Annotated in this window: 19 protein-coding genes; 11 read left to right on the top strand and 8 right to left on the bottom strand. The window is 36.5% G+C overall.

Going from position 1 to position 25128, the window contains the following annotated elements; all coding sequences use genetic code 11:
- Positions 1-452: 452 nt before the first annotated feature.
- From cysC to CSW08_RS01505, 4 genes are read right to left on the bottom strand one after another with little or no spacing between them, the layout of a single operon-like run.
- Positions 453-1037, bottom strand: coding sequence for an adenylyl-sulfate kinase (gene cysC, locus CSW08_RS01520; RefSeq protein ID WP_106658146.1), 585 nt, complete (start codon positions 1035-1037; stop codon positions 453-455).
- Positions 1038-1044: 7 nt separating this feature from the next.
- The gene (gene cysQ, locus CSW08_RS01515) at positions 1045-1836 is read right to left on the bottom strand and encodes a 3'(2'),5'-bisphosphate nucleotidase CysQ (RefSeq protein WP_106658145.1); all 792 of its coding nucleotides are present in this window, start codon (positions 1834-1836) and stop codon (positions 1045-1047) included.
- A gap of 40 nt (positions 1837-1876) precedes the next feature.
- Positions 1877-4345, bottom strand: a complete 2469-nt coding sequence (locus CSW08_RS01510) for an exopolysaccharide transport family protein (RefSeq protein ID WP_106658144.1) — start codon at positions 4343-4345, stop codon at positions 1877-1879.
- A 3-nt stretch (positions 4346-4348) separates the two neighbouring features.
- Positions 4349-5143 (bottom strand): polysaccharide biosynthesis/export family protein, encoded by a 795-nt coding sequence (locus CSW08_RS01505; RefSeq protein WP_106658143.1) that lies wholly within the window; start codon positions 5141-5143, stop codon positions 4349-4351.
- 459 nt (positions 5144-5602) lie between these two features.
- On the opposite strand from CSW08_RS01505, the gene CSW08_RS01500 reads away from it, so the two are divergent.
- Positions 5603-7462, top strand: coding sequence for an ABC-F family ATP-binding cassette domain-containing protein (locus CSW08_RS01500; RefSeq protein WP_106658142.1), 1860 nt, complete (start codon positions 5603-5605; stop codon positions 7460-7462).
- A gap of 245 nt (positions 7463-7707) precedes the next feature.
- On the top strand, positions 7708-8499 hold the full coding sequence (locus tag CSW08_RS01495; RefSeq protein ID WP_106658141.1) for an O-methyltransferase: 792 nt from the start codon (positions 7708-7710) through the stop codon (positions 8497-8499).
- A gap of 484 nt (positions 8500-8983) precedes the next feature.
- Here CSW08_RS01495 and CSW08_RS01490 read toward each other — a convergent pair whose 3' ends face one another.
- A complete protein-coding gene (locus CSW08_RS01490) occupies positions 8984-10399 on the bottom strand; it encodes a DUF5723 family protein (RefSeq protein WP_106658140.1) in 1416 nt (471 codons plus the stop codon).
- Between the two features lie 322 nt (positions 10400-10721).
- Here CSW08_RS01490 and CSW08_RS01485 point away from each other — a divergent pair, with 322 nt between their 5' ends.
- The 3 genes from CSW08_RS01485 to secA all read left to right on the top strand — a co-directional run bounded on the left by CSW08_RS01485 (position 10722) and on the right by secA (position 15403).
- Positions 10722-11294: a cob(I)yrinic acid a,c-diamide adenosyltransferase gene (locus tag CSW08_RS01485; RefSeq protein ID WP_106658139.1), complete on the top strand. Its 573-nt coding sequence runs from the start codon at positions 10722-10724 to the stop codon at positions 11292-11294.
- A gap of 370 nt (positions 11295-11664) precedes the next feature.
- The gene (locus CSW08_RS01480) at positions 11665-11886 is read left to right on the top strand and encodes a DUF2795 domain-containing protein (RefSeq protein ID WP_044638512.1); all 222 of its coding nucleotides are present in this window, start codon (positions 11665-11667) and stop codon (positions 11884-11886) included.
- Positions 11887-12049: 163 nt separating this feature from the next.
- Positions 12050-15403 carry a preprotein translocase subunit SecA gene (secA, locus tag CSW08_RS01475; protein WP_106658138.1) on the top strand — a complete coding sequence of 1118 codons (3354 nt, stop codon included), beginning with the start codon at positions 12050-12052 and terminating at the stop codon, positions 15401-15403.
- A 125-nt stretch (positions 15404-15528) separates the two neighbouring features.
- On the opposite strand, the gene CSW08_RS01470 is transcribed toward secA, so the two are convergent.
- The gene (locus CSW08_RS01470) at positions 15529-15897 is read right to left on the bottom strand and encodes a winged helix-turn-helix transcriptional regulator (RefSeq protein WP_106658137.1); all 369 of its coding nucleotides are present in this window, start codon (positions 15895-15897) and stop codon (positions 15529-15531) included.
- A gap of 165 nt (positions 15898-16062) precedes the next feature.
- On the opposite strand from CSW08_RS01470, the gene CSW08_RS01465 reads away from it, so the two are divergent.
- Positions 16063-16950 carry an SDR family oxidoreductase gene (locus CSW08_RS01465; protein ID WP_106658136.1) on the top strand — a complete coding sequence of 296 codons (888 nt, stop codon included), beginning with the start codon at positions 16063-16065 and terminating at the stop codon, positions 16948-16950.
- A 308-nt stretch (positions 16951-17258) separates the two neighbouring features.
- Positions 17259-17708: a hypothetical protein gene (locus tag CSW08_RS01460; protein ID WP_106658135.1), complete on the top strand. Its 450-nt coding sequence runs from the start codon at positions 17259-17261 to the stop codon at positions 17706-17708.
- Positions 17709-17805: 97 nt separating this feature from the next.
- Here CSW08_RS01460 and CSW08_RS01455 read toward each other — a convergent pair whose 3' ends face one another.
- Together CSW08_RS01455 and CSW08_RS18055 are read right to left on the bottom strand one after the other, a co-directional pair.
- The gene (locus CSW08_RS01455) at positions 17806-18051 is read right to left on the bottom strand and encodes a hypothetical protein (RefSeq protein ID WP_106658134.1); all 246 of its coding nucleotides are present in this window, start codon (positions 18049-18051) and stop codon (positions 17806-17808) included.
- A gap of 89 nt (positions 18052-18140) precedes the next feature.
- On the bottom strand, positions 18141-18299 hold the full coding sequence (locus CSW08_RS18055; protein ID WP_157831409.1) for a hypothetical protein: 159 nt from the start codon (positions 18297-18299) through the stop codon (positions 18141-18143).
- 302 nt (positions 18300-18601) lie between these two features.
- Here CSW08_RS18055 and CSW08_RS01450 point away from each other — a divergent pair, with 302 nt between their 5' ends.
- From CSW08_RS01450 to CSW08_RS01435, 4 genes are all read left to right on the top strand, one after another.
- A complete protein-coding gene (locus CSW08_RS01450) occupies positions 18602-20854 on the top strand; it encodes an outer membrane protein assembly factor BamB family protein (protein WP_106658133.1) in 2253 nt (750 codons plus the stop codon).
- A 108-nt stretch (positions 20855-20962) separates the two neighbouring features.
- Complete coding sequence (locus CSW08_RS01445; RefSeq protein WP_106658132.1) at positions 20963-22177, top strand: cupin domain-containing protein; 1215 nt, start codon at positions 20963-20965, stop codon at positions 22175-22177.
- 47 nt (positions 22178-22224) lie between these two features.
- A complete protein-coding gene (locus tag CSW08_RS01440) occupies positions 22225-23364 on the top strand; it encodes an alpha/beta hydrolase-fold protein (protein WP_106658188.1) in 1140 nt (379 codons plus the stop codon).
- Positions 23365-23493: 129 nt separating this feature from the next.
- A complete protein-coding gene (locus CSW08_RS01435) occupies positions 23494-25125 on the top strand; it encodes a glycoside hydrolase family protein (RefSeq protein WP_106658131.1) in 1632 nt (543 codons plus the stop codon).
- Positions 25126-25128: the final 3 nt, after the last annotated feature.

Below are 25128 nucleotides of genomic sequence, written 5' to 3'. Positions count from 1 at the left end.
CAAACTTTTCTCCCTGAGCCCACTATGACTTGTCACCTGAGCCCCTCGGACTTGTCACCCTTATCCCCCTAGAACTTGTCACCCTTAGCCCTTCGGACTTGTCACCCTGAATTTATTTCAGGGTCTAACTCCAAACTTGAACGAGATGCTGAAACCATCCCGATAGCTATCGGGACAGCATGACAAACATTGGGACAGCAGGACAAACCATCCATATTTTGTCATTCCGAACTTGCCTGTGCTGAACTTGTTTCAGTATTTCAGTATTTCAGTATTTCGGAATCTCATTCAATTTAATCCAGAAACTGAAAACCCGAATTTATCCCCTGAGCCCCCTTCAGACTTGTCACCCTGAATTTATTTCAGGGTCTCCACCCAACTTGAACTGAGATGCTGAAACTAGTTCAGCATGACAAACATTGGGACAGCATGACAAATCAATCATGTGATCGTTACAACCGCCCCTTCAAAACCTCCAAAATCCGAGCCACCGCTTCCTCCGGGCTCTCATTCACCGTTTGAATTTCAATCGTGGGATGCAAAGGCACCTCAAAAGGCGCACTAATACCCGTAAAGTTCTTAATCTCGCCCGCTCTTGCCTTTTTATAAAGCCCTTTAACATCGCGTTGCTCACACACTTCCAAAGGGGTATTGACAAAAACCTCAATATAAAATGGCTCGCCAATAATGGCTTTGATATCTTCCCTGGTTTTATTGTAAGGCGTTATAAATGCCGCAATAACCACCAAACCGGCATCCAATAACAATTTCCCGACTTCGGCAGTACGCCTTAAATTTTCTATACGGTCTTCTTTCGTAAAGCTTAAATCTTTATTGAGTCCCCTCCGCAAATTATCGCCATCTAAAGTATAGGTATGGATGTTTTGGCTATATAATTCCTTTTCCAATAAATTGGCAATGGTAGATTTACCAGAACCCGACAGACCCGTAAACCAGATTAAACACGTTTTATGTTTATTAACCTGTGTTCTATCTTGTTTTTTAATACTGTAATCCTGTTTATTTACATGCTCCATAGTGTCTCTAACAAACTAAAAAAAAGGGATTCAACAAATGTTCTTTATTGTATTGCAATGCTTCATGGGTATCCACCTGTGTCACTTTTAAGCCTACGGCATTACAAATGGCATGGCCCGCTGCCGTATCCCACTCCATCGTCGGTGCAAATCTGGGATAAATATCCGCTTGGCCTTCTGCCACCAAGCAAAACTTTAAAGAGCTGCCTTTAGATACCAGTTGGATGTCTTTGCCTTGGTCTTTTAAGGTTTGTATGTAACGGTCGGTAGCTTCACTGGCATGCGATTTACTGCCTACAACCACCAGCGTATTAGTGTTGTTGGTATTTGGATGCAATGCTGTGCTGTTTTGTAATAAATCCTCGTTTGAAAACCTATGACCCAACACCACACTTTTATAGGCCTTCCCTTCCAAAACATCACCATAATATAAAGTATTTGTAACAGGTATATAAATGACGCCCAATATGGGTTTGTTATCTTTAATTAAGGCGATGTTCACTGTAAACTCACCGTTGCGTTTTACAAACTCCTTGGTTCCGTCCAAGGGATCGACCATCCAACAGGTATCCCAATGCTTTCTGATGCTATAGTCGGTTTGCTTATTCTCTTCACTAATGATAGGGATGTTGGTGTTTTCCAGATAGGCGTTTATCACAGCATTGGCGTTTGCATCGGCTAAGGTTAACGGCGAACTATCTGATTTATAAACCACGTCAAAATCACCTGAATAGATGTTCATGATGTCTGCGCCAGCCTTGATGGCTGCTTCAATGGCCAATATAAGTAATGCATTCATTGAAATCTAAACGGATTACGGATGTGTTCCACTCAAAAACCTATCTCGAAAACCACCGCTTAATCTTAGTAAACAGCGTTTCCTTCTGCCCTTCCAAATAAGACTCTCCATACACACCATAACCATAACCATAGCCGTAACCATAGCCATAGCCATAATTCTGATTGGTTTTGTGCTTATAAAAGTTTAAAATATAACTGACATTTTTTACTTCTCCAGTTCTAAACTTGGAATTAATAAGTTGTAGCATGCCCTTTTTGGTATAATCTAAACGGACCACGAAAAAAGTAACATCAGCAAATGATGATAATTCAAAAGCATCAGTCACCAGTCCTAAAGGAGGCGTATCCAATACAATAATATCATACGTTTCACGTAACTCGTCCATAAGGGTCCCCAACGAGCTGTCCATTAACAACTCCGAAGGATTGGGCGGTATAGGCCCCGAGGTAATCACATGCAAGTTTTCAATATGAGTGTTATTGGTGATTTCGGCAATAGAATGATCTCCTAATAAGTAATTAACAAGCCCGAGGTCATTCTTGATATCAAAATCATTGAAAATCTTTGGCCTTCTTAAATCGAATCCCAACAAAATCGTTTTTTTTCCAGATAAGGCATAGGCAGAGGCTAAATTGATAGCACAAAATGTTTTGCCCTCCCCACTCACTGAAGAGGTAAACATAACCGTACGCCCTCCCGCTTTGTGGTTTTTTTTATATAGAAATTGCAGGCTGGAACGAATGGCTCGAAAGGACTCGGCAACGGCCGATTTTGGTTTTTCCAATACCACCAGGTTATTTGGATACCTATATTTACCTACCAACCCGATGATGGGGATATTGGATAAACGCTCGATTTCATCAGAGCCATGAATCGTGCTATCCAAAAGGAATATAATAAATATAAAAAGTAAAGGGGCAAAAAAACCGACCATCAGGGCCATCATGTAATTCAGGTTCTTGTTAGGCCCTATAAGCCCGCCTCCAATATCTTTGGCTTCATCAATCGTGGAAATATCCGATACATTGGCAGCTTTCACAATAGCGGCCTCACTACGTTTAGACAAGTAAATATTATAAGCCTCTTGGCTCAAATCCAATTTACGTTGTATTCTTAAAAACTGTTGTTGGTCTTCTGGTAGACCACTTAATTTAGATTCTAAATTCGCTATTTGTCTATTAATGGTATTTAACTGCGTGCCTATCGTCTTTTTGGTAGCATCAATGGTTTCCAATAGTACATTTTTCTCCGCATCAATACGGCTATCCAGTTCTTTAAACAAACTGGAACCTTCGCGTGTGGTCGCCTCTAAATTTTGACGCTCGATGGCAAGACCAGTAATTTTGGCTACACTGCTTAATATGTTTCCCTCTGTAATCCCTACGGAGGATGGTGCTGCAATATGGCTGTAGTCAGTTTTGGTTCTAAGGTAGTTTTCCAGTAAATCTAAATAATTAAGTTGCCCTTGTTTACCTTCTTTTTCCAAATCATACCCTTTCAATTTTTCCGATGTTTGCTTTAATTCATCATTCAAATCAAACACCTTATTTTGTTTTCTAAAGGCGTTCATTTCCTCGTTTACATCTTTTAAATTGACATTAACGGCATTTAAACTACTATCTATAAACTTGATGGTATTGGTGGCATATAAATTTTTACGTTCCAATTCCGTTTTGCTTAAAATAGCGGAAGTCGTATTTAAATAATCGACAATTTTTGCTTTGTTGTTCCCTACCAATAACAATCTTAATACAGACGATGCTTGCGATAAAGGAGAGGCTTTTACAGCATTTTTATAATTATTAACCACACTGTCAAACCATAAAAATTGAATATAATATTCTGACCCCAGAACAAGCACGGTATCTGGTCTTTTATGAAGTGTAAAATTCAAAAAAGGGAGCACAACGGGTTGTCCTATGGTAAAGGTTTGTTTAAAGGCACCTTTAGTAACGGGACTCATTTGAGTTTTCTTATCACCATACCGTTGCGTGTTTACAAGGTCGCTCCCAAATTCAGCAAACAATTCATATTGGGTGTCATTGATAAAACGAACACCGATGGGTGTATTTAAAATTTGACCTTTTGTTTTATCTAGCTCTAAGTAAAAAGGGGCGTTTTTATAAACATCCACCATTCTATATTTACCTTGTACCAGATAATTAACGTAAAATTGCAGGGAATCTACCACCTTTTCATTATGGGTACGTGTATTTAGGGTGGTAATAACCTTTCCTACTTCTCCAGAAACACCTCCCCAGTTAAAGGAGATACTGGTGTTGGCCGTAAAAAAGGGATTTTGATCATTTTCAACAATAATTAACGAATCTAATCTATATATATTCTCCTTTCTAACGTTAATGGCATAGGCTATTAAAAGCGCAACCACAATGCTTAAAACCACCAACTTCCACAAATTCAAGACCTTAAACAAAAAACCTTTAAAATCAAAGACCATCCTACTGGATTCAATATGTTCAATATCATCAAATTCGTTGTAAGACATGGCTTAAATTCGGTTTAATAATAAAATGGAGGTTGTAACTAAAGATAATATAGTAGCAATGGCACCTATGTTTTGTATAACCGTCGTACCCGTGCCCCACGCTTTTTGCTTTAAGGGTTTTACATAAATCAAATCATTGGGCTGTATATAATAATAGGGCGAATTCATAACAGCAACATCGGTTAAATCGATATGATAAATTTTTTGCCCGTGCGGGTATTGCCGTATGATCATCACATCCTTTTTATTACCTGTATCAGGAATATCACCAGAATTTGCAATCGCCTCAAAAATATTAACCCGTTCTTTATAGATGATTCTTGTACCATTATTGCCAATCTCACCCATGGTTGTAAAATTCAGGCCTGTCAGTTTTACTGTCACAAAAATATTGGCCTGTTCCTTAAACTGCTCTTCTAAAAGTTTATCCTTAATAAGCCCTTCAATATCTTCCGTGGTAAAGCCCAGAACATTCATATACCCCAATTCTGGAATGCGTATGTTACCATGTAGGTCAACAGTAAACCCATCAAAATAAGCGCGTTCTCCGGCTGTAGCGTTTAAGTTTCCTTCACCAATAGGATTGAAAATTTGTACATTATCCTGATCTGTGACTTTAATACGAATATTTAAAATATCATTGATTTGTATCCGATAGGGTTTCGGATTTTCTACAATGGTTTGAGTAGAATCTGTAGCGTTGCTTTTATTTTGAAAATAGAGCGTATCCTTATGGGGAATACAAGACACCAATAGGGCATTTATAAGTATAATGACGACTAAAAAATGATTCTTCATATGGAGAGGCCGGTTGGGCAAAAGACAAATCTACATAAATTTTTTATTTTAATCGAAAAGAATTCCTCGACGCTCCAGGGCAAACTCACACTTTTATTTGAGAATTAATTTGACACGAATACACGAATAAAACTTAGCGTTATGTGAAAATATTATTATCACGACTAAAAAATCTATAGATTTTTTTAGAAATTAGTGATAATCCTTTTTGTTTTACCTAAAAAATAGAAAAATTTGTGTATTCGTGGCTCTCCTTTCTATTAAAGTATGGGTTTGTCCTGCTCGACGCTCAGCGTCGGGGTTTCCGTTGAAATTGTCATTGACTTCGTCGAATCTTCGATTTCCGATGAATCCCGATAGCTATCGGTACTGCCTCGATGATAGTTCATTTCAAAATTCTTTATTGGCTTAGCATATAAATTTTGGTAATTTACACGTTCTTTGCAAAAAAAATACGCCTTGAATTATTTAACTGTCGAAAACATATCAAAATCCTACGGAGAGCTAACGCTTTTCGAAAACCTCTCTTTTAGTGTCCATAAAGACCAAAAAATAGCCTTTGTTGCTAAAAACGGTACCGGTAAAACATCTATTTTAAACATTCTTTCGGGCGATGATGAAGCCGATACGGGCAACGTTATTTACAGGAAAGACATTAAAGTAGCATTCTTATCGCAAGACCCAAAACTGGATAAGGATTTAACGGTTGAAGAAACCATTTTTGCGAGCGACAATCCTATTTTAAAAGTCATTTTAGATTACGAACATGCGCTTTTAGACCCTGAAGATGCCGATGCCTACCAAAAGGCGTTCGAGCAAATGGAACAGCACCAAGCATGGGATTTTGAAACACAATACAAACAAATCTTATTCAAACTCAATCTTGAAGATTTAAACCAAAAGGTAAGCACGCTTTCTGGAGGTCAAAAAAAGCGACTGTCATTAGCCAATGCCTTAATAAACAAACCCGATTTGTTGATTTTGGACGAGCCTACCAATCATTTGGATTTAGAAATGATTGAATGGTTGGAAACTTTTTTTGCTAAAGAAAATATCACGCTTTTTATGGTGACGCACGACCGTTATTTTTTGGAACGTGTGTGCAATGAAATTATTGAATTAGATGAAGGCCAACTATACAGCTACAAAGGCAACTATTCGTATTACCTAGAAAAACGCGAGGCTCGAATTGAACAAACCGAAGTAGAAACCGGTAAAGCTAAACAATTGTTCAAAAAAGAATTGGAATGGATGCGTCGCCAGCCCAAAGCACGAACCACAAAATCAAAATCCAGAATAGACGATTTTCACGATATTAAACACCGTGCCAGCCAACGCCGAAATGATCATGAAGTGCAATTGGAACTGAACATGGAACGCTTAGGTGGAAAGGTTGTTGAATTCCACAAAGTCCATAAATCATTTGAAGATAAAGTGATTTTAGATGGTTTTGAATACCTATTTAAAAATGGCGAACGTACGGGCATCATTGGTAAAAACGGCACTGGAAAAACGACTTTTTTAAATCTTTTAACCCAAACGGAACAACCAGATTCTGGAAAAATCATTAAAGGTGATACCGTTAAATTTGGTTATTACACCCAAAATGGCATGACCATAAAGCCAGAACAAAAAGTGATCGATGTGATTAAAGAATTTGGGGACTACATTCCGTTAAAAAAAGGAAGACAAATAAGTGCCCAACAACTTTTAGAACGCTTTTTATTCGACCGAAAAAAACAATACGATTTTGTTGAAAAGTTGAGCGGTGGCGAACGCAAGCGTTTATATTTATGTACGGTGTTAATCCAAAATCCGAATTTTTTAATCCTCGATGAGCCTACCAACGATTTGGATATTGTAACCTTAAATGTGTTGGAAAACTTCTTATTGGATTTTCCAGGCTGCGTGATTGTGGTGTCGCATGACCGTTATTTTATGGATAAAGTCGTAGACCATCTTTTTGTTTTTAAAGGTGACGGAGAAATTGAAGATTTCCCAGGCAATTATACCGATTACCGTGTTTATGAAGATAGTCAATCTGTTGTTTCTAACACGTCGGAAGAAAAGAAAGACAAAAAAGCCTGGAAAAAAACCGAGGATACGAAACTGACCTACAACGAAGAAAAAGAACTTAAAAATATTGAAAGTAAGTTGAATTCACTTTCTTTCGATAAAAAAGAACTAGAAGCAAAATTTAACAACCCAGATTTATCACCTGATGAGATAAACAAACTATCCCAATCATTGCAGAAAGTTATTGATGATATGGAATCTAAAGAAGAACGCTGGTTGGAGTTGTTGTCGAAATTGGAATAAAGGGACAAAGTCGCAGAGTTACAAAGCTGCAAAGTGGCTTCGCAACAGTTGCAAAGATACAAAGTAGCAAAGTGACAAAGTAGTTAAGCTTAACCTTTGAAACTTTGAGCCTTTGAGTCTTTGAATCTCAGAAACTTTGCTACTTTGAAACTTTTAGTCTTTGAATCTCAGAAACTTTGAAGCTTTGCAACTTTGAAACTTTGCTACTTTGAAGCTCTGAAACTTTGTAACTCTCAAGATAAAGCATGTATTACCAAGCCATTCAATACATAAAATTCCTAATTAAATCCACCAACCAACATGGGGTCCACTCCCCTTTTGTATTTAATTTAATTACTAAATGTTTTTATGATGCATCTGAATATGAGTCTTATAAATTGATTTATAATTACAAAAACGCGCTACGTAAAAATAGGACTAAAATTAATGTAACCGATTTAGGTGTCGGTTCCCAAATAACAAAACAACAAGACCGCATTATTTCTGAAATGGCTAAAAATGCAGGTACTACTTATAAAAGAGCTAAACTTTTATTTAGACTTACTAGCTATTTTAAATTTAATAACATCTTGGAATTGGGCACATCACTTGGCATTGCGACGCAGGCCATGAGTTTAGCCAACCCAAAAGCCACCATCACAACTGTTGAAGGTTGTCCGAATATTTCAAAATTCACAAAATCAACTTTTAAAAAATATAATCTAGAAAATATCCAGGTAATTACTGGAAATTTTAATGATGTCATAAAAAACCTAATCCCGATAGCTATCGGGACAAAAACCTTAGACCTCATTTTCTTCGATGGCAACCACCAAAAAGAAGCGACTTTACAGTATTTCGAATCCCTTTTAGAAACCACCCATAACGATTCCGTATTTATTTTTGATGATATTTATTGGTCTAAATCCATGACCGAAGCTTGGGAAATCATCAAGCAACACCCAAAAGTGACCCTAACCATCGATACGTTTTTTTGGGGATTTGTATTTTTTAGGAAAGAACAGGTGAATAAAGAGGATTTTATTGTTCGGTGTTAGGTGTTTGTTGTTTAGGTGTTGAGTTGTTTAGGTGTTTAAGATGACATTAGTTTACCTCGTAACAATTGCAGTTACTTCCTCCGCTATCACGAGCGTTCCGCTCGTGACGACATGAGTAAAAAGGAAAAAGAAGTAAGCTATAAGAATAAATTTAAGTTTTAGAAATATGAATATAAAAAGTAAAGGTAATGTTAGCTTGTTTAACAGCACAAGCAAGATGCTTGCGCTAGCTCAATAATGTCCTGAAAAATTTTAGATTAAATTAGTTTACTGGTTACAATTGCAGTTACTTCCCTCCGCTATCGCGAGCGTTCCGCTCGTGACGGCATGAGTAAGAAAAGGAAAAAGAATAAGCTATAAGAATAAATTTAAGTTTTAGAAGTATGAATATAAAATGTAAAGGTAAAGTTAGTTTGTTTAACAGCACAAGCAAGATGCTTGCGCTAGCTCAATAATGTCCTGAAAAATTTTAGATTAAATTAGTTTACTGGTTACAATTGCAGTTACTTCCCTTATCTGTTTTCCCATGTAAAAAAGGCATTTTTAATCCCATATAAAAATTTGCGCCTTTACTTTTTTCACTTATTAAATTAGTAAACAAAGAACTTGAACCTAGATAAAGTGGCCCTAATCTTAAACCAGCACCCATCTGGAAACCGGCATATTGAACAAGGCTTAAAGGCACATAAGCACTAAACCATTTACTCTCAAAACGTGGGGTAAGGGATACGATGTTTGTAATTTTACTAGCATGTAATTTGCTTTTTGCTATAAGTGATAAATCTGTATTAAAATTTAAATAAAACTTATTCGTAAAACGCCAATCCGCATTGAGATGTAATGCTGTTGGCAATGTGGCTTTATAGCCTATTGAAGAATTTGTTAAGGTATATAGATTATTTAATACATCATATAAATTATCTTCATTTTCAATGGCTTCTTCGCTTACATTGGTATTTGTAACATCAAAAACATCTTCAATGCCATCTTTATAATTGATGTAACCAATATCGGTTATAGAAAAACCTAGTTTTAATTTGTACTTATTTTGTTCTTTATAGGTGAGGCGTTGTGGCCATTCTTTTCTAGGTTTATAAGCTCCATGATTGGGACGCCACTCGTAAATGATTCCTATATCTACACCTAAACCAACAGCATTTTTCGGGAATTCATATTCATAATCATCTCTCTCAAAATCATCATAACGTCCATAAATGACGTCGCCAGTAGACGAAACACTCCCTGTGGTTCCTCCTCCAGAATGTATAGCTCCATCTTCATCATAAACTACCGTAATATTTCTGCCCGCTACATAAGCACTACCACCTCCTTTTAGATATTTTAAGGAAATCCCACCTTTTAAAAAGGTCTCTCTTTCATTAACCAATACGCTGGCATAGGAAAGTCCGATTTCTGCCCAAGTTTGTCCAAAAGCATTAAAATCATCTTCATTAACAATAAAATCATTTGATAAGTTTTCATCAATAGCATATAAATCCCTACCATTAATTCCATTAGCATTAACAAAAGAGCGAGCTCTTGTAAAAAGAGCGATCGCATTATTGTCGTTTATATTAAACATAAATGAAGGCCCCATAACATCTATATTAACCGCACCATTATTATTTATTTTTGGGGTAAATCGAGATTCTACATCAAAATTATAATCATCATCTTTAATAGCTTTTATTATATTTAAATTATAATAATCATTGCCTCCAAAAACACTAATGCCAACAAGATTTATATCAGCTTTAAAACGAGAATCCACAATATTGGCTGGATTTACAATCACACTATTCACTCCCGCATAATTTTCACTAAGAAACCCTATAAAAGATTGGGCGTTTACATGACATAAGGCCCCAAATAATACCATTAACAAAATGATTTTTCTCATATTTTTCCAACAATACCTTTCCCAAAAACAATGAATTAGTTCCGTAATATTAAAAAGCTAATTGAAGCTAAATATATAATAAAAAATATCGTTTAGTAAAATTTATATAAGAACTCATCTTGACTTTTTTTGAATTGGGCACATATTTATTTCATAACAAACTCAACAGCAAACAACTCAACAACAAACAACTCAACGGCAAACAACTCAACAGCAAACAACTCAACAACAAACAACTCAACAACAAACATCAGAGAATTAGTGGCAAAAACTTTTAACTTTTAACTTTTAACTTTTAACTTTTAACTTTTAACTTTGTTACATGAAGATTTACACCAAAACAGGCGATACAGGAACCACCGCATTATTTGGCGGCACACGTGTACCGAAGCACCACATTCGTATTGAAAGCTACGGGACTGTTGATGAATTGAATTCGTATTTAGGATTGATTCGCGACCAAGACATCGACTCCCATTACAAAAATATACTTGTACTTATTCAAGAGAAATTGTTTACCGTGGGGGCCATTTTAGCAACCGATCCCGAAAAAGCGATGTTGAAAAATGGTAAAGAACGATTGAATATTCCAAAAATCTCAACTGAAGACATTGAGCGTTTGGAACAGGAGATAGATAACATGAATGACGTGTTACCGCCTATGACGCATTTTGTATTGCCAGGCGGGCATCAAACGGTGTCATTCTGTCATATTGCGCGTTGTGTGTGCCGTAGAGCTGAACGTTTAACCGCTGCACTTAATGAATTAGAGCCTGTAGAACCTAATACTCTGGTATACTTGAACCGCCTATCTGACTATCTGTTTGTGTTGGCACGAAAGTTGACCTACGACTTGCAAGCAGATGAAATCAAATGGATTCCTGAGAAAAAGTAGTTTTTCGAAGACATCTTTTTATGACTGAGAAATCCTAAATCAATTGCGTTAGGGATTGCAATGGAAATCCTTTTTTATGTCAGTTCGAGTATTTTGTGAAGCATGAGCAATCCCGATTGCTATCGGGAGTATCGAGAACAAATAAAAAAGATTGCAATGCAAAGCCCGACCGCCTGCCCTGAGCGGAGTCGAAGGGTGTGGTAACGCCCACACGAGCGATAGCGAACTGACGGAGTAAATTAAAGGTTAAATATCAGCTGCTTACCTAGTAAAAAAACACGTTCTTAAAAATAATAATTAAATAATTCATTTTTTTCTTGTGTGTTTGAACTAAAAAATTATTTTTGCACAAAATTAAAACGCATATAAAATGTATTGGACTTTAGAATTGGCATCGTATTTAAGTGATGCGCCTTGGCCAGCAACAAAAGACGAGTTAATAGATTACGCTATTAGAACGGGAGCCCCTTTGGAAGTTGTTGAAAATTTACAGTCTATTGAAGACGAAGGTGACGCTTACGATTCAATTGATGAGATTTGGTCTGACTATCCAACTGATGAAGATTACCTCTGGAATGAGGATGAATATTAATAAAGCATAAAGAATTTTAAAAAGTCTCGATTAGAGACTTTTTTTATGCTCTAAATTTACAAAACAACCTAACAAACTGTATCTTTGAATGCTTATTTAAGCTTCAAAATAAAAATAAGAAATAAAAACCTCTGGAACTTTCCAGATTAACAATAAATAGCACATGAGTTTTTTAAATGCCGTTCTTAAAGCATTTGTCGGAGACAAATCGAAACAAGACGTAAAAGCCATCACTCCTTTAGTCGATAAAATAAAAACATTTGAAAAGGCAATGGAAGCCTTATCTCACGACGAACTAAGGGCAAAAACCGCAGAATTTAAGGCCAAAATTGCCGACGCCAATAAAGATAATAACGAGCAAATAGCAAAATTGCTTGTTGAAGCCGAAAATACCGAGGATATTGATAAACGTGAAGATATTTATCAAGACATTGATAAACTTAAAGATGATGCTTACACCATAACCGAAGATGTTTTAAATGCCATTTTACCCGAAGCGTTTGCTGTGGTTAAAGAAACGGCTAAACGTTTTAAAAACAATACGACTCTTACAGTTACTGCCAATACCTTTGACCGTGAAATTTCAGGTGCTAAGGACTATGTGACCTTAGATAATGATAAAGCTATTTGGTCTAACTCTTGGGATGCTGCAGGAAAACCCATTACATGGGATATGGTGCATTACGATGTACAACTTATTGGTGGTATTGCACTTCACCAAGGTAAAATTGCCGAAATGCAAACTGGTGAGGGTAAAACATTGGTAGCCACATTGCCCATGTATTTAAATGCGCTTTCGGGTAAAGGGGTGCATCTGGTAACGGTAAATGATTATTTGGCAAAACGTGATAGTGCTTGGATGGCACCCATTTTTCAATTTCATGGATTAACAGTGGATTGTATTGATTACCACCAACCAAATTCTGAAGCCCGTATAAAAGCTTATAATGCCGATATTACTTATGGAACCAACAACGAATTCGGTTTTGATTACTTACGTGATAATATGGCGCATGCACCAAATGATTTGGTTCAACGCCCACACCACTATGCTATTGTAGATGAGGTGGATTCGGTTTTAGTGGATGATGCGCGTACACCTTTGATTATTTCTGGACCCATTCCACAAGGCGAACGCCATGAATTTAATGAGCTGAAACCTAAGGTAGATGATATTGTTGCCGTACAACGCAAATATTTAACAGGCGTTTTAGCTGAAGCCAAAAAATTAATTGCTGCTGGCGATACTAAAGAAGGTGGTTTTCAATTGCTACGTGTGTATCGTGGTATGCCTAAAAATAAAGCACTCATTAAGTTTTTAAGTGAAGAGGGCATTAAACAGTTACTTCAAAAAACGGAGAATTCGTATATGCAGGACAACAACCGTGAAATGCCAAAGGTTGATGCTGAACTTTACTATGTTATTGAAGAAAAAAACAATCAAATAGAATTGACAGATAAAGGAGTTGAATACATCTCTGGAGCTGACAATCCAACCTTTTTCATCATGCCTGAAATAGGTATTGAAATCGCTAAAATTGAAAACCAAAACCTTTCCAAAGAAGAAGAAGCGAAACTTAAAGAAGAATTATTTAAAGATTTTGGTATAAAATCGGAGCGTATCCATACACTTAATCAGCTTTTAAAAGCCTATGCCTTGTTTGAAAAAGACATTCAATATGTGGTGATTGACAACAAAGTCATGATTGTTGATGAGCAAACGGGACGTATTATGGATGGTCGCCGTTATAGTGATGGGTTACACCAAGCTATTGAGGCCAAGGAAAATGTAAAAATTGAAGATGCTACCCAAACCTTTGCAACCGTAACGCTTCAAAATTATTTTAGAATGTATCGCAAACTGTCTGGTATGACGGGTACTGCGGTGACGGAGGCTGGAGAGTTTTGGGAAATCTATAAATTGGATGTTGTTGAAATCCCAACGAACCGACCTGTTTCCAGAGACGATAGAGACGATTTGGTATATAAAACCAAACGCGAAAAATACAATGCGGTTATTGACGAAGTAACGCAGTTATCGCAAGCAGGCCGTCCCATATTAATTGGTACTACATCTGTAGAGATCAGTGAATTACTTGGTAAAATGCTTACCATTAGAAAAATTCCACATAATGTATTAAATGCCAAGCTCCATAAAAAAGAGGCTGATATTGTTGCCGAAGCTGGTCAATCAGGTCAGGTAACGATTGCCACCAACATGGCTGGTCGTGGTACGGATATTAAATTAAGTGACGCGGTTAAAAAAGCAGGTGGTTTAGCCATTATTGGTACCGAACGCCATGATTCCCGTCGTGTTGACAGACAGTTACGTGGTCGTGCCGGTCGTCAAGGTGACCCAGGAAGTTCACAATTTTATGTATCGTTGGAAGATAATTTGATGCGTTTATTTGGTAGCGAGCGTATCGCTAAAATGATGGATAGAATGGGCTTGAAGGAAGGTGAAGTGATTCAACATTCCATGATTTCAAAATCCATTGAGCGCGCCCAGAAAAAAGTAGAAGAAAACAACTTTGGGGTTCGTAAGCGTTTGTTAGAGTATGATGATGTTATGAATGCCCAACGTGAAGTTGTTTATAAACGTCGTCGCCATGCCTTGCACGGTGAACGCCTTCGTGTTGACTTAGCTAACATGATTTTTGATATTACCGAAAACATTTCAGAAACCAATAAAGCTGCTAACGATTTTAAGAATTTTGAGTTTGAACTGATTCGTTATTTCTCCATGGGTTCTCCCATCACAGAAGCCGAATTCGGAAAATTATCAGCACAGGAAATCACATCCAAAGTGTATAAGGACGCCTTTAACCATTACAGAGATAAAATGACCAGAAATGCAGACATGGCATTTCCTGTGATTAAAAATGTATATGAAACACAGCGCGATAAATTTAAACGCATTGTGGTTCCTTTTACCGATGGTGTTAAAAGCTTAAGCGTTGTTACCGATCTTGAAAAAGCGTATCAAACAGGTGGTAAACAATTAATCACCGATTTTGAAAAAAACATCACACTTGCCATTATTGACGATGCTTGGAAAACGCATTTACGTAAAATGGATGAGTTAAAACAATCTGTGCAATTAGCGGTCCATGAGCAAAAAGACCCTTTATTGATTTATAAATTTGAAGCGTTCGAACTGTTTAAAAGTATGATTGATGAAGTCAATAAAGACGTAATTTCATTCTTGTTTAAAGGTGAATTACCAAGTGAAACTCAAAACACCATACAAGAAGCCAAGGTACGCCGACAAGAGAAATTAAACGTTCAAAAAGACGAGATACCCAATTTAGATGAACGTTCTGTCCAAAGCAGAGCCGCTGGTAATACGCAACGTCAACCTCATGTGGTTGAGACCATTGTTCGTGAACGACCAAAAATTGGACGTAATGATCAAGTAACTATTAAGCAGGTTATTACTGGTGAAAATAAAACCCTAAAATACAAACAAGCAGAACCTTTATTGGCCAAAGGCGACTGGGTTTTGGTTGAAGATTAATACTATTTCTGCGAATCCCGTCCCGATAGCTATCGGGAGCTATCGGGAAGAAATCTCATAATTTAAAAATCCTGATAGCTTCCTATCAGGGTTTTTTTATGAACTCATCTTGACTTTGAAATAACTTAACTGGAATACGCTACCCGCGATTGTCTAATCTCCCCTATATTATCTTTAGCCCAAATAACAAGATTGTGTAAAAGTGGAATAAGGCTTTTTCCACGTTCAGTTAATTGATACTCTACTTTAGGTGGTATTTGGGGATAAATGGTGCGCTTAACCAAACCATCTGCTTCCAATCCTTTTAAAGTTACCGAAAGCATCTTTTGGGAAATCGTATCAATATATTTATCAATTTCATTAAATCGAAGCACTTCATTGTCATTCAAAATTAACAAAACAAGCATCGACCACTTATCTCCTATTCTATCCAACACATTTCTAACAGGACAATCATCTACATCTGAATATTTATTTATATTTTCTACACTCATAACTTATTGATTTTCAACATTAATAACTTGAAAGTTAGTATCCAACTTCTACAACAGTTCTTGTTTTGCCAATAATAACTTTATATCTTTGACTAACTAAAAGTAAGTAACTTTACTTTAATACGCAAATAAAATATAATAGAAACATTTATAAATTATAATACAATGAATAAAATATTAATTACAGGCGCAACAGGCAATTTAGGAAGTGAAGTTGCTAAACGGTTAAAAGATAAAATAGGCACTAATTCCATAGCTGTTTTGGTTAGAAACGGACATTCTGAAAAAGCCAAACAATACCATACCGATGGTTTTGAAGTACGTGTTGGAGATTATGATGATTTTGAAACTTTAACAAATGCCTTTGCAGGAATTGAAACGCTGTATTTTATATCCGGGAGTGACATTAACAATCGGTTTCAACAACATAAAAATGTTGTACAGGCAGCTAAACAAGCAGGCGTAAAACATATTCTTTACACCAGTACCGTTAGAAAGAATGAGTCAGAAAAAGCACCACTACATTTAGTCGTTAATGCACACAAACAAACGGAAATATGGATTCAGGAATCTGGTTTAGCCTATACTATATTAAGACATAATTTATATAGTGAAGTTGTTACTATGTTCATAGGTGATAAAACCCTACTACAGAAATCAAAAGTCGTATATCTACCTACCGGTAATGGCAAAATAGCTTTTGTGGCAAGAGAAGATTTTGCTGAAGCGGAAGCCATTATTCTGAGCGAACCTGAAAAACATAAGAACAAAATATATGAATTTAATGCTAGCGCTACAGTCTCTTTTAGTGATATTGCAACATGGTTATCTGAAACTTTAGGAGAAGACATTCAATACATTTCGCCATCAGTAACTGAATTTGAAGCAACATTAAAATCTATGGGATTGCCCGATGCTATTATTAATGTGAAAACCATGTTTAGTTTAGGCATAGCTAATGATGAATTTGATAAAATCGAAAATGATTTAGAAACAATATTAGGCAGAAAAACAAAAACCATGATAGCTTATATTAAAGATGTTTACCAATAAATACATTCTAGTTATTGGTATAAAACACCTAATTAGTAAAGCTTAAATATTAATAATAAAGTTTTTCGAAACAGAGGTTTATTAATCATATATCTTATGAATTTAAGAAACTTAAACAAAATAACCTCACCCTTAGGCAATACCAAAAAAACGCCGGTATTGTTTTTAGGTCATGGTAACCCATGAATGCTATTGATGAAAACGATTTTATTGCTTCCTTTAGACAATTGGGTAAAAAATAGCAACGTTTACATGCCCATCAACGCAACCATTTACATATTACGCATCTAATTAAAAATGGAAAGTTTATGAAAGGCATTTTGATTGTTCTCTTTTTTATTTTGGTGGTTGGTTGTGAAACAAATGAATCGAACAAACCTGACTGTTCTGCAGTTCTTTGTGCCGCACTGACAATATCAGTTAATATTATAGATGAAGAAACCAACGATAACTATATTATTGAAAATAAGATTACTAAAAATGATATAGAAGTAACCAACTCTAAAAACGAATCAAATTATTTTGAATTGGTTTCCAATCCCACATCGCCTTACAATGGAACCATACTATTATATGCCAGTCATGAAAATACTCTAGTTTTAAATATCAAAAATCTAGATGAGATGACCATTCCTTACGAGGTTTCATCACCTAAAACCAATGAATGTTGTGACCTTGGTGATATTGAAAATTTGATGGTTGATAATTATCCGTTTGAGTTCGACTCCGAATTAAAAAAATTAACAATATACTTATAGAGTTCTAAAACGCCCGCTTTAAATTATAAAATAGTTTTAAAATGACAAAAACCGACACTAGTGTCGGTTTTTCTATTTCTTAAAGTTTAAAAACTACTTAATCTTTAATAGTTATTTCAGTTTTATTATCTCCGCTTTTGTTCGAATATTCAACCCCATCTCCATCAACACTAATCGAAGTTCCATCTTTTTCTTCAGCTTTTGGTTGTTCTACTGGTTTTTCAATAATTACAGTTTCTGTTTTTGCTTTCTCTTCTCTGCAGCTGGTAAAAGCAGAAAATATTAAAGTTGCAAAAACGGCTAAACTCAAAAACTTGCTAAATATTAATGTTCCTTTTTTCATTTTTCTATGTTTTAATTTATAGATAAGCACGCAAAGTACAACAATCGATAATCAAATGAATTACAAATATTTTAAATTAATTTACAAAATTACCATATATTTCTTCCTGCTTTTTTTCTTTTTATAACCGCTTTCAAGGCCTGCTCAATTTTTGCTTCGATCCATTTCCAAGAAATCTGAGATTGAATTTCCATAAGCTCATTGGCACGCTTTTGCTTAAAGTTTTCGATGGTTTTGTTTTTTAACAAAGTTTTAACGATGCCTACTGAACATGAAGTTTATCAAGTATTTACGGCATATAAAAGACCTATTATTCTAGTTTAATCGAACTAAAAAAACACAACCATATTGACCTAAGTTTGTTGATTTGAATTTTTTACTATCTTGGTTTTTCGAGCCGAAAACACTCGTGTTTTTTCGTACAATTAAACTAAAACCAATAAGTTAAGTCTAATAAAAAATTTAAGTAATTAAAACACCAAGTTCTTTTAACAACAACAAACTAAACTAAACTAAACATTTTCACTAAAATCATTAATGATTATTTTTTATGCACACCAAAAAAAATCCAACTAAATTAACCACAACTTTTGCTGCTTTATTATGTCTTACTTTATTAGTAAGTTGCGGAAAAGATAATTCAACCATCAAACATACAACTTGGACACATTATGGCGGAAGTCCAGATCAATCCAAATATTTTGATGGCTCTGAAATCACTAAGGAAAATGTTAACCAATTAGAAGTCGCCTGGAGCTATCCTGCCGAAGGAGGTTTTAATAACTTTAGCCCTATAGTGGCAGATACTACCATGTATGTAGTAGGAAAAAACAATTCCTTGATTGCTTTAAATGTTTTAACAGGTGAGGAAATCTGGATACATGCCAATTTAAGAGGGCTAACAAGAAAAGGGATCAATTACTGGGAAAGTAACGATAAAAAAGATAAAAGATTAATATTTACGCTTAATAATTCATTACAAGCTATAGACGCTGTTTCTGGAAAATCCATTCTAACTTTTGGCGAAGGGGGCTATACCGATTTAAGAGAAGGTCTAGATCGTGAACCAAGCTCCATTAGAAGGGTACAAGCGATGATGCCCGGTGTTATTTGTGGCGATATACTTATTTTAGGTTCTGCACCTGGAGAAGGTTACTATTCAGCGCCAGGCTATGTAAGAGCTTATAGTGTTATTACAGGAAAATTGGAATGGACCTTTCATACCATACCACACCCAGGAGAGTTTGGTTACGACACGTGGCCAAAAGATGCTTATAAATATGCTGGCGGTGTAAATGTTTGGAGCGAAATGTCTGCAGATATTGAAAGAAACATTGTTTACCTATCACTAGGATCCCCAACGTATGATTATTATGGAGCCGACCGTATAGGAAGCAACCTATTTGGAAATTCATTGGTTGCACTAGATGTTACAACCGGAAAGCGTCTTTGGCATTACCAAACAGTGCATCATGACCTTTGGGATTACGACCTCTCTCCTGCTCCTCAATTATTAACCATTAACAAGGATGGTAAAAAAATTGATGCCGTTGCTTCAGCCACTAAACATGGTTATGTATTTGTTTTTGATCGTGTAACGGGTGAACCCGTATTTCCTATCGAAGAAAAACCTTTTCCTGCTAGTGACATGCCAGATGAAAAAGCCTGGCCTACCCAGCCCATACCAACAATTCCTAGTTTTATGAGGCATGAAGTGACAAAAGAGAACATTAACCCATATTTTTCGGACAGTTTAAAGCAAGTATGGCATGCTAGAATAGATGCTGCTAAAACAGGTTTGTTTGTACCGCCATCAGACAAATATGAAACCATTATATTACCTGGCCCATTAGGAGGTGCCAATTATGGCAATACAGGAAGTAACCCTGAAAAAGGATTAATGTTTGTAATGTCCCAAGAACATCCTTCAATTTATAAGTTGAGCAAAGTAGAGCCACCAAAAATAAATCTTTCTGAGGATGAGGCTAAAAAAGCTAAAACGCTATACGACAACTCTTGTAAAACTTGTCACGGACCAAATATGGAAGGTGGTGTTGGACCAACCCTTAAAAATGTAACACAACATATATTTTATGATGAATTTAAAGCCATCGTATTAAATGGTCGTGGGCAAATGCCAGGCTTTGTGCATGTAGATGAAGCATCATTAGCAAGTTTATATCGTTTTATGGGAGGAAATCCAAGAAGCATGAATTTTAGAAGAGGAGGAGATACCGATGAAGAAGTAATGCCCGAAGGCCCCGTTGTAGCATCGGGAGGCGTCAAAATGAGAGAAGATGAAAAACGTGCCGCACCAATGTTAGATTATCCAGAAGATGTTGAACATCCCGAAAGTAGATACACAACAGATTATGGTCTTGAGTGGACTAGTTTAATGTCTCCACCTTGGTCTTATATTGTGGCTTACGACTTAAATGACGGTACCATAAAATGGAAAACACCCATAGGTGAAGACTACGAATTCGTTAATGGAGATAAAACTAAAGGGGCAATTGTAGGCGTTCAACGTAAAAGTATGGTGGTAACCTCTACAGGTATTGTATTTGTTACTGCAAAAGGTGGTAAACTATATGCATTAGATCAAGACACTGGCTACGTTTTATGGGAAACCACTTTAAGTAATGAATCTGTTGCAGTACCAGCGATGTATGCTATAAATGGCAAACAATATTTAGTTATCAATGCTACTGGTACATTTTCGCGAGATAGTTTTGACCATTCAAAAGAACCTGGCGCCTTACCTAAAGGGTATGTCGTCTATGCACTTCCAGACAAAAAGTAGTTTGTTTTACTTCTTGTCATAAGATGTTATATCTATATCTGTAAATTTTATAAATTTACAGATATAGATAATTTATTTAATTTAAAAGCCAACTAAACCATAATAGATATGAAACAATTAATCACCTTATTACTAGCTTTTGTAACATTCCATGCTACGTCTCAAACTGTAAAAGAACGTATTATACATAATGATGCCTCAAAATACAGAGCGCTTTCAGCCGTACATGCTGGTGCTGGAACAATGGGATTTACACAATTAATAGGAAGAAACGATTTATCAACAAACTTTCTTTACTTACACTCTGGAGTCATTGATCCGAAATCGGGTATCGGTCACCATTTCCACCATAACATTGAGGAAATGTATGTTATCTTAAATGGCGAAGCAGAATTCACCATTAATGGACGCACTTCAAAAATACAAGCACCTGCCATTGTCCCTTGTAAAATGGGTGACGCTCATGGCATTTATAATGCGTCGAACGAATCACTTCGTTGGTTGAATTTTGCCGTTAGTTCAGTTAAAGCAAGTAGCGATAATTTTGACTTAGCAGACACGCGTGAAGGCGCGGTATTAGATCCTGTTCCCGTTTTTGTTTCAGGTCGGTTAGAAAAAGAAAAAACAAGGGCAAACAATCGTTTATACACTGGTGATGGTGTGCTTTCTCGTCGTTTATTTGATCCAAATGTTTTTAGTACGGATTGGAACCATGTTGACCATGTGATCATTCCTGCTGGTAAATCTACCGAAGAAAGACAACTTTTGGGTATTGAGGAAGTGTACTTTGTTGTTAACGGTTCTGGAACTATTTCAATTGATGGGCATTCTGGAGATATACAAGGTGATGATGCTTTCTTTGCTAAATTGGGTGAAAAAGCTACCATATCCAATACTGGCAACGAAGACCTAGAACTATTGGTTATTGGTGTTGCTGCTTCCAAATCTATTGGATTGGGCATTAAAAAGCCTTTAACCCAACCAAAAGCCATGGCTTTGCAAATGGATTTTGTGGTGGCAAAAGAAAATGCAGAAGCGTTTGAAAGTATGTATTATTCCATCTATGTACCAGCTATGACTGTTCAGCAAGGTTATATAAGTTCAAAACTATTGAGACTTTATGATGAAAATCTTTCTAAACAAATACAAGCAGAACCAACAACTTACAACTATCAAGTACAAATTAGTTTTGATACTGAAGCAAATAGAATGAAATGGGTAGGTAGCGATCAACATAAAATTGCATGGCCTGCGGCAACATCTTTAGCTAAAGAGTATAAATGGAGAGGTTATGATGTAATGGGCGATGACGATCAACGATAATACTATTTATGATGGATAATATCAAAATAAATATCAATCGGAGGTCAATGTATTCGATATTGGCTTTAGTGCTTGGTTTTACATTTAGTAATTCAGAAGCTCAAGTTCCAGCGAATGCCAGTCCTGCTCCTACCAATATAAATCAGAACGGTTGTCCATGTATTTTTCAGGACAACCGTGTTCTTTTCACGGTAAATGCACCAGAAGCTACTAAGGTTCAATTAGATTTAGGGAAGCTGTACGACATGCAAAAAAATGATACTGGGGTTTGGACAGTCACAACCGATCCACAAGTTCCTGGGTTTCATTACTATTCTTTAGTCATTGATGGTTTCAAATTTGCTGATCCCGCTAGTGAATCATTTTATGGTACTGGTAGAATGGCTAGTGCGATAGATGTTCCAGAAGAAGGTATTGATTTTTACGATATTAAAGATGTACCCCACGGCGACATGCGGTCGCGTGTTTATTTTTCAAAAACCACAGGCACCTGGCGAAACATCAATCTTTATACACCTCCGGGGTATGATGAAAATCCAAATAAAACATATCCCGTTTTGTATATTCAACATGGTGGTGGTGAGGATGAGCGCGGTTGGGCCGTTCAAGGAAAAACCAATCTCATTTTAGATAATTTGATTGCAGAAGGAAAAGCAGTCCCTATGATTGTAGCCATTCCAAACGGAAATGCCACCAAACCAGGCGTGAATGCTAGAGGCTATAATGACGAAGCAATGGCCGTTTTTAAGGAAGAGCTTTTTGAGAATATCATTCCGTTTGTGGAAAAGAATTATAGAGTGAAGCCGGATGCAGAACATAGAGCACTTTCCGGCCTATCAATGGGTGGTGGCCAATCATTTTTTACGGGTTTAAGAAACACGGACATGTTCAACTATGTGGGTGTTTTTAGTACAGGCCTTTTTGGAGGTATTAGAGAGCAGGCATCGTTTGATGCAGAATCTGTAATTCCCGGAATATTAACCAACCCACAAAAATTCAATAATAGCCTGAAGGTATTTTATATTTCGGTCGGTGAACAGGATAATAGAATTGAAGCGACGAAAAAGCTCATTGAAACTTTCAAAAACAAAGGGTTAAATGTTGAATTTGCATCATTCCCGGGTGACCACGAATGGCAGGTTTGGAGAAAATCACTTCACGATTTTGCACAAAAACTTTTCAAATAAAGCTTACTAGATTATATCTGTAAACCACTAACTAAATATATTATGAAATCGCCATTAACAATAAGTTTGTTGTAAACAAATAAGAATAAGGCGATAACATATGACCTAAAAAACAATAAATATTTACATATGAAAATTAAGATTTCTTGGATTGTTTTGTTTACATTATTTGCATGTATTTTTGCTAGTCATGCACAAGATATTCCGCCCACCACATCTAAAGTTTATCCTGGCCCAGATGGCAAACTGGTGTATGTTCCAGATAGCCTTGGCAATGTTATTCCCGACTTTTCAAATGCTGGTTACAAAGGAGGAGGCGTACCAATTCCATACGTTCAATCTAAAGCAACTGTATGGCCTGTTTTGGGAGATAATGCCGAACGCATTCAAAAAGCAATCGATAGTGTTTCTGTATTAACACCTGATGCTTTTGGTTTCAGAGGTGCTGTTTTGCTTAAGGCAGGTTTTTACGTTCTAGAAAATCCTATATATATCAAAGCGTCTGGGGTTGTTCTAAGAGGGGAAGGTCAAGGTGATACTGGCACCATCCTTTATGGTAAAATACTCACTGCGCCAGAAGGAGGTGGTCGATTTAGAAGACCTGCCTTGATCAATATTGCAGGTGAATCTGGAATTAGCATTGATGAAAATTCTACTCAGGATATTACGGACAATTATGTGCCCGTTGGAGCCAAAAGTTTCAATGTGAAATCAGGAAAAGGGTTTAAGGAAGGCGATAAAATTTCTATAAAAAGAATTGGAAATGAAGATTTTATCAAAGCTATTGGTCTTGATTCTGCTTCTGTTGGAAGAAATCGTTGGAGACCCTTCGACATTACTTATGATCGTATCATCACTGCTATAAATGGCAATAGGATTACAATAGACGCTCCAATTTATACTGCTGTTGACAGTCAATGGGGCGGTGGAAATATCAGCAAATATTCAGATGCACGGATTGAGCAGGTGGGTATTGAAAATTTACGAGGAATTTCAGAATACGACCCCTCAGTTCGGCAAACCGCCTATGGAAACATGGATAGGGATGATTTGGGTGCAGAACATAGATATGAAGGAGAAGAATATTATTCCGATGAAAACCACTATTCAAGCTTAGTAGACTTCAGTAATATTCAAAATGGATGGGTAAGAAATATCACTGCCTTACATTTTGCAAGCAGTGTGATCCAGACCAATGCCGGCACAAAATGGATTACCATTCAGGACTGTGAATCCCGTGAGCCAGTGAGCCAACGATGGGGTGGACGAAGGTTTACTTTTCAAGTTAACGGGCAATTGTCGTTGGTTCAAAGATGCATTTCGCAAAAAGGCCGTCACTCTTTTGTACTTCAGGGCTCTGAATCCAGTGGCAATGTATTCCTTGAGTGCACTGCAATTAACCCCTACTCTTCTAGTGAACCGCATAACCGTTGGGCCAATGGTGTGTTATATGATAATGTAAAAGCTCCGTTGACAGCAAGGTTCTGGGATTACATCATAGGATGGGCTGGTGCAAACATTGTTTTTTGGAATTGTGAAGGTGATTACCTAATTCAGAGTCCTCCTACTGCCAACAATTATTCTTTTGGTCACATTGGGGTCAATGCCGTGGTTTTCAATGCGGCCTTGCAGGATCTTACCAAACCAAACGGATTTGTGGAGTCTACTGATAGGCACGTAACACCAAAAAGTCTTTACCTAACACAGCTTAAAGAACGTTTAGGCATGGATGCAGTAAACAATACATTAATAGCGTTTTAGGAA

The sequence above is a fragment of the Confluentibacter flavum genome, assembly GCF_002843175.1.
In the GTDB taxonomy this organism is placed as follows: Bacteria; Bacteroidota; Bacteroidia; order Flavobacteriales; family Flavobacteriaceae; genus Confluentibacter; species Confluentibacter flavum.
Note: the sequence above shows the minus strand (reverse complement) of the source record. Positions and strands in the feature narration are given on the sequence as shown.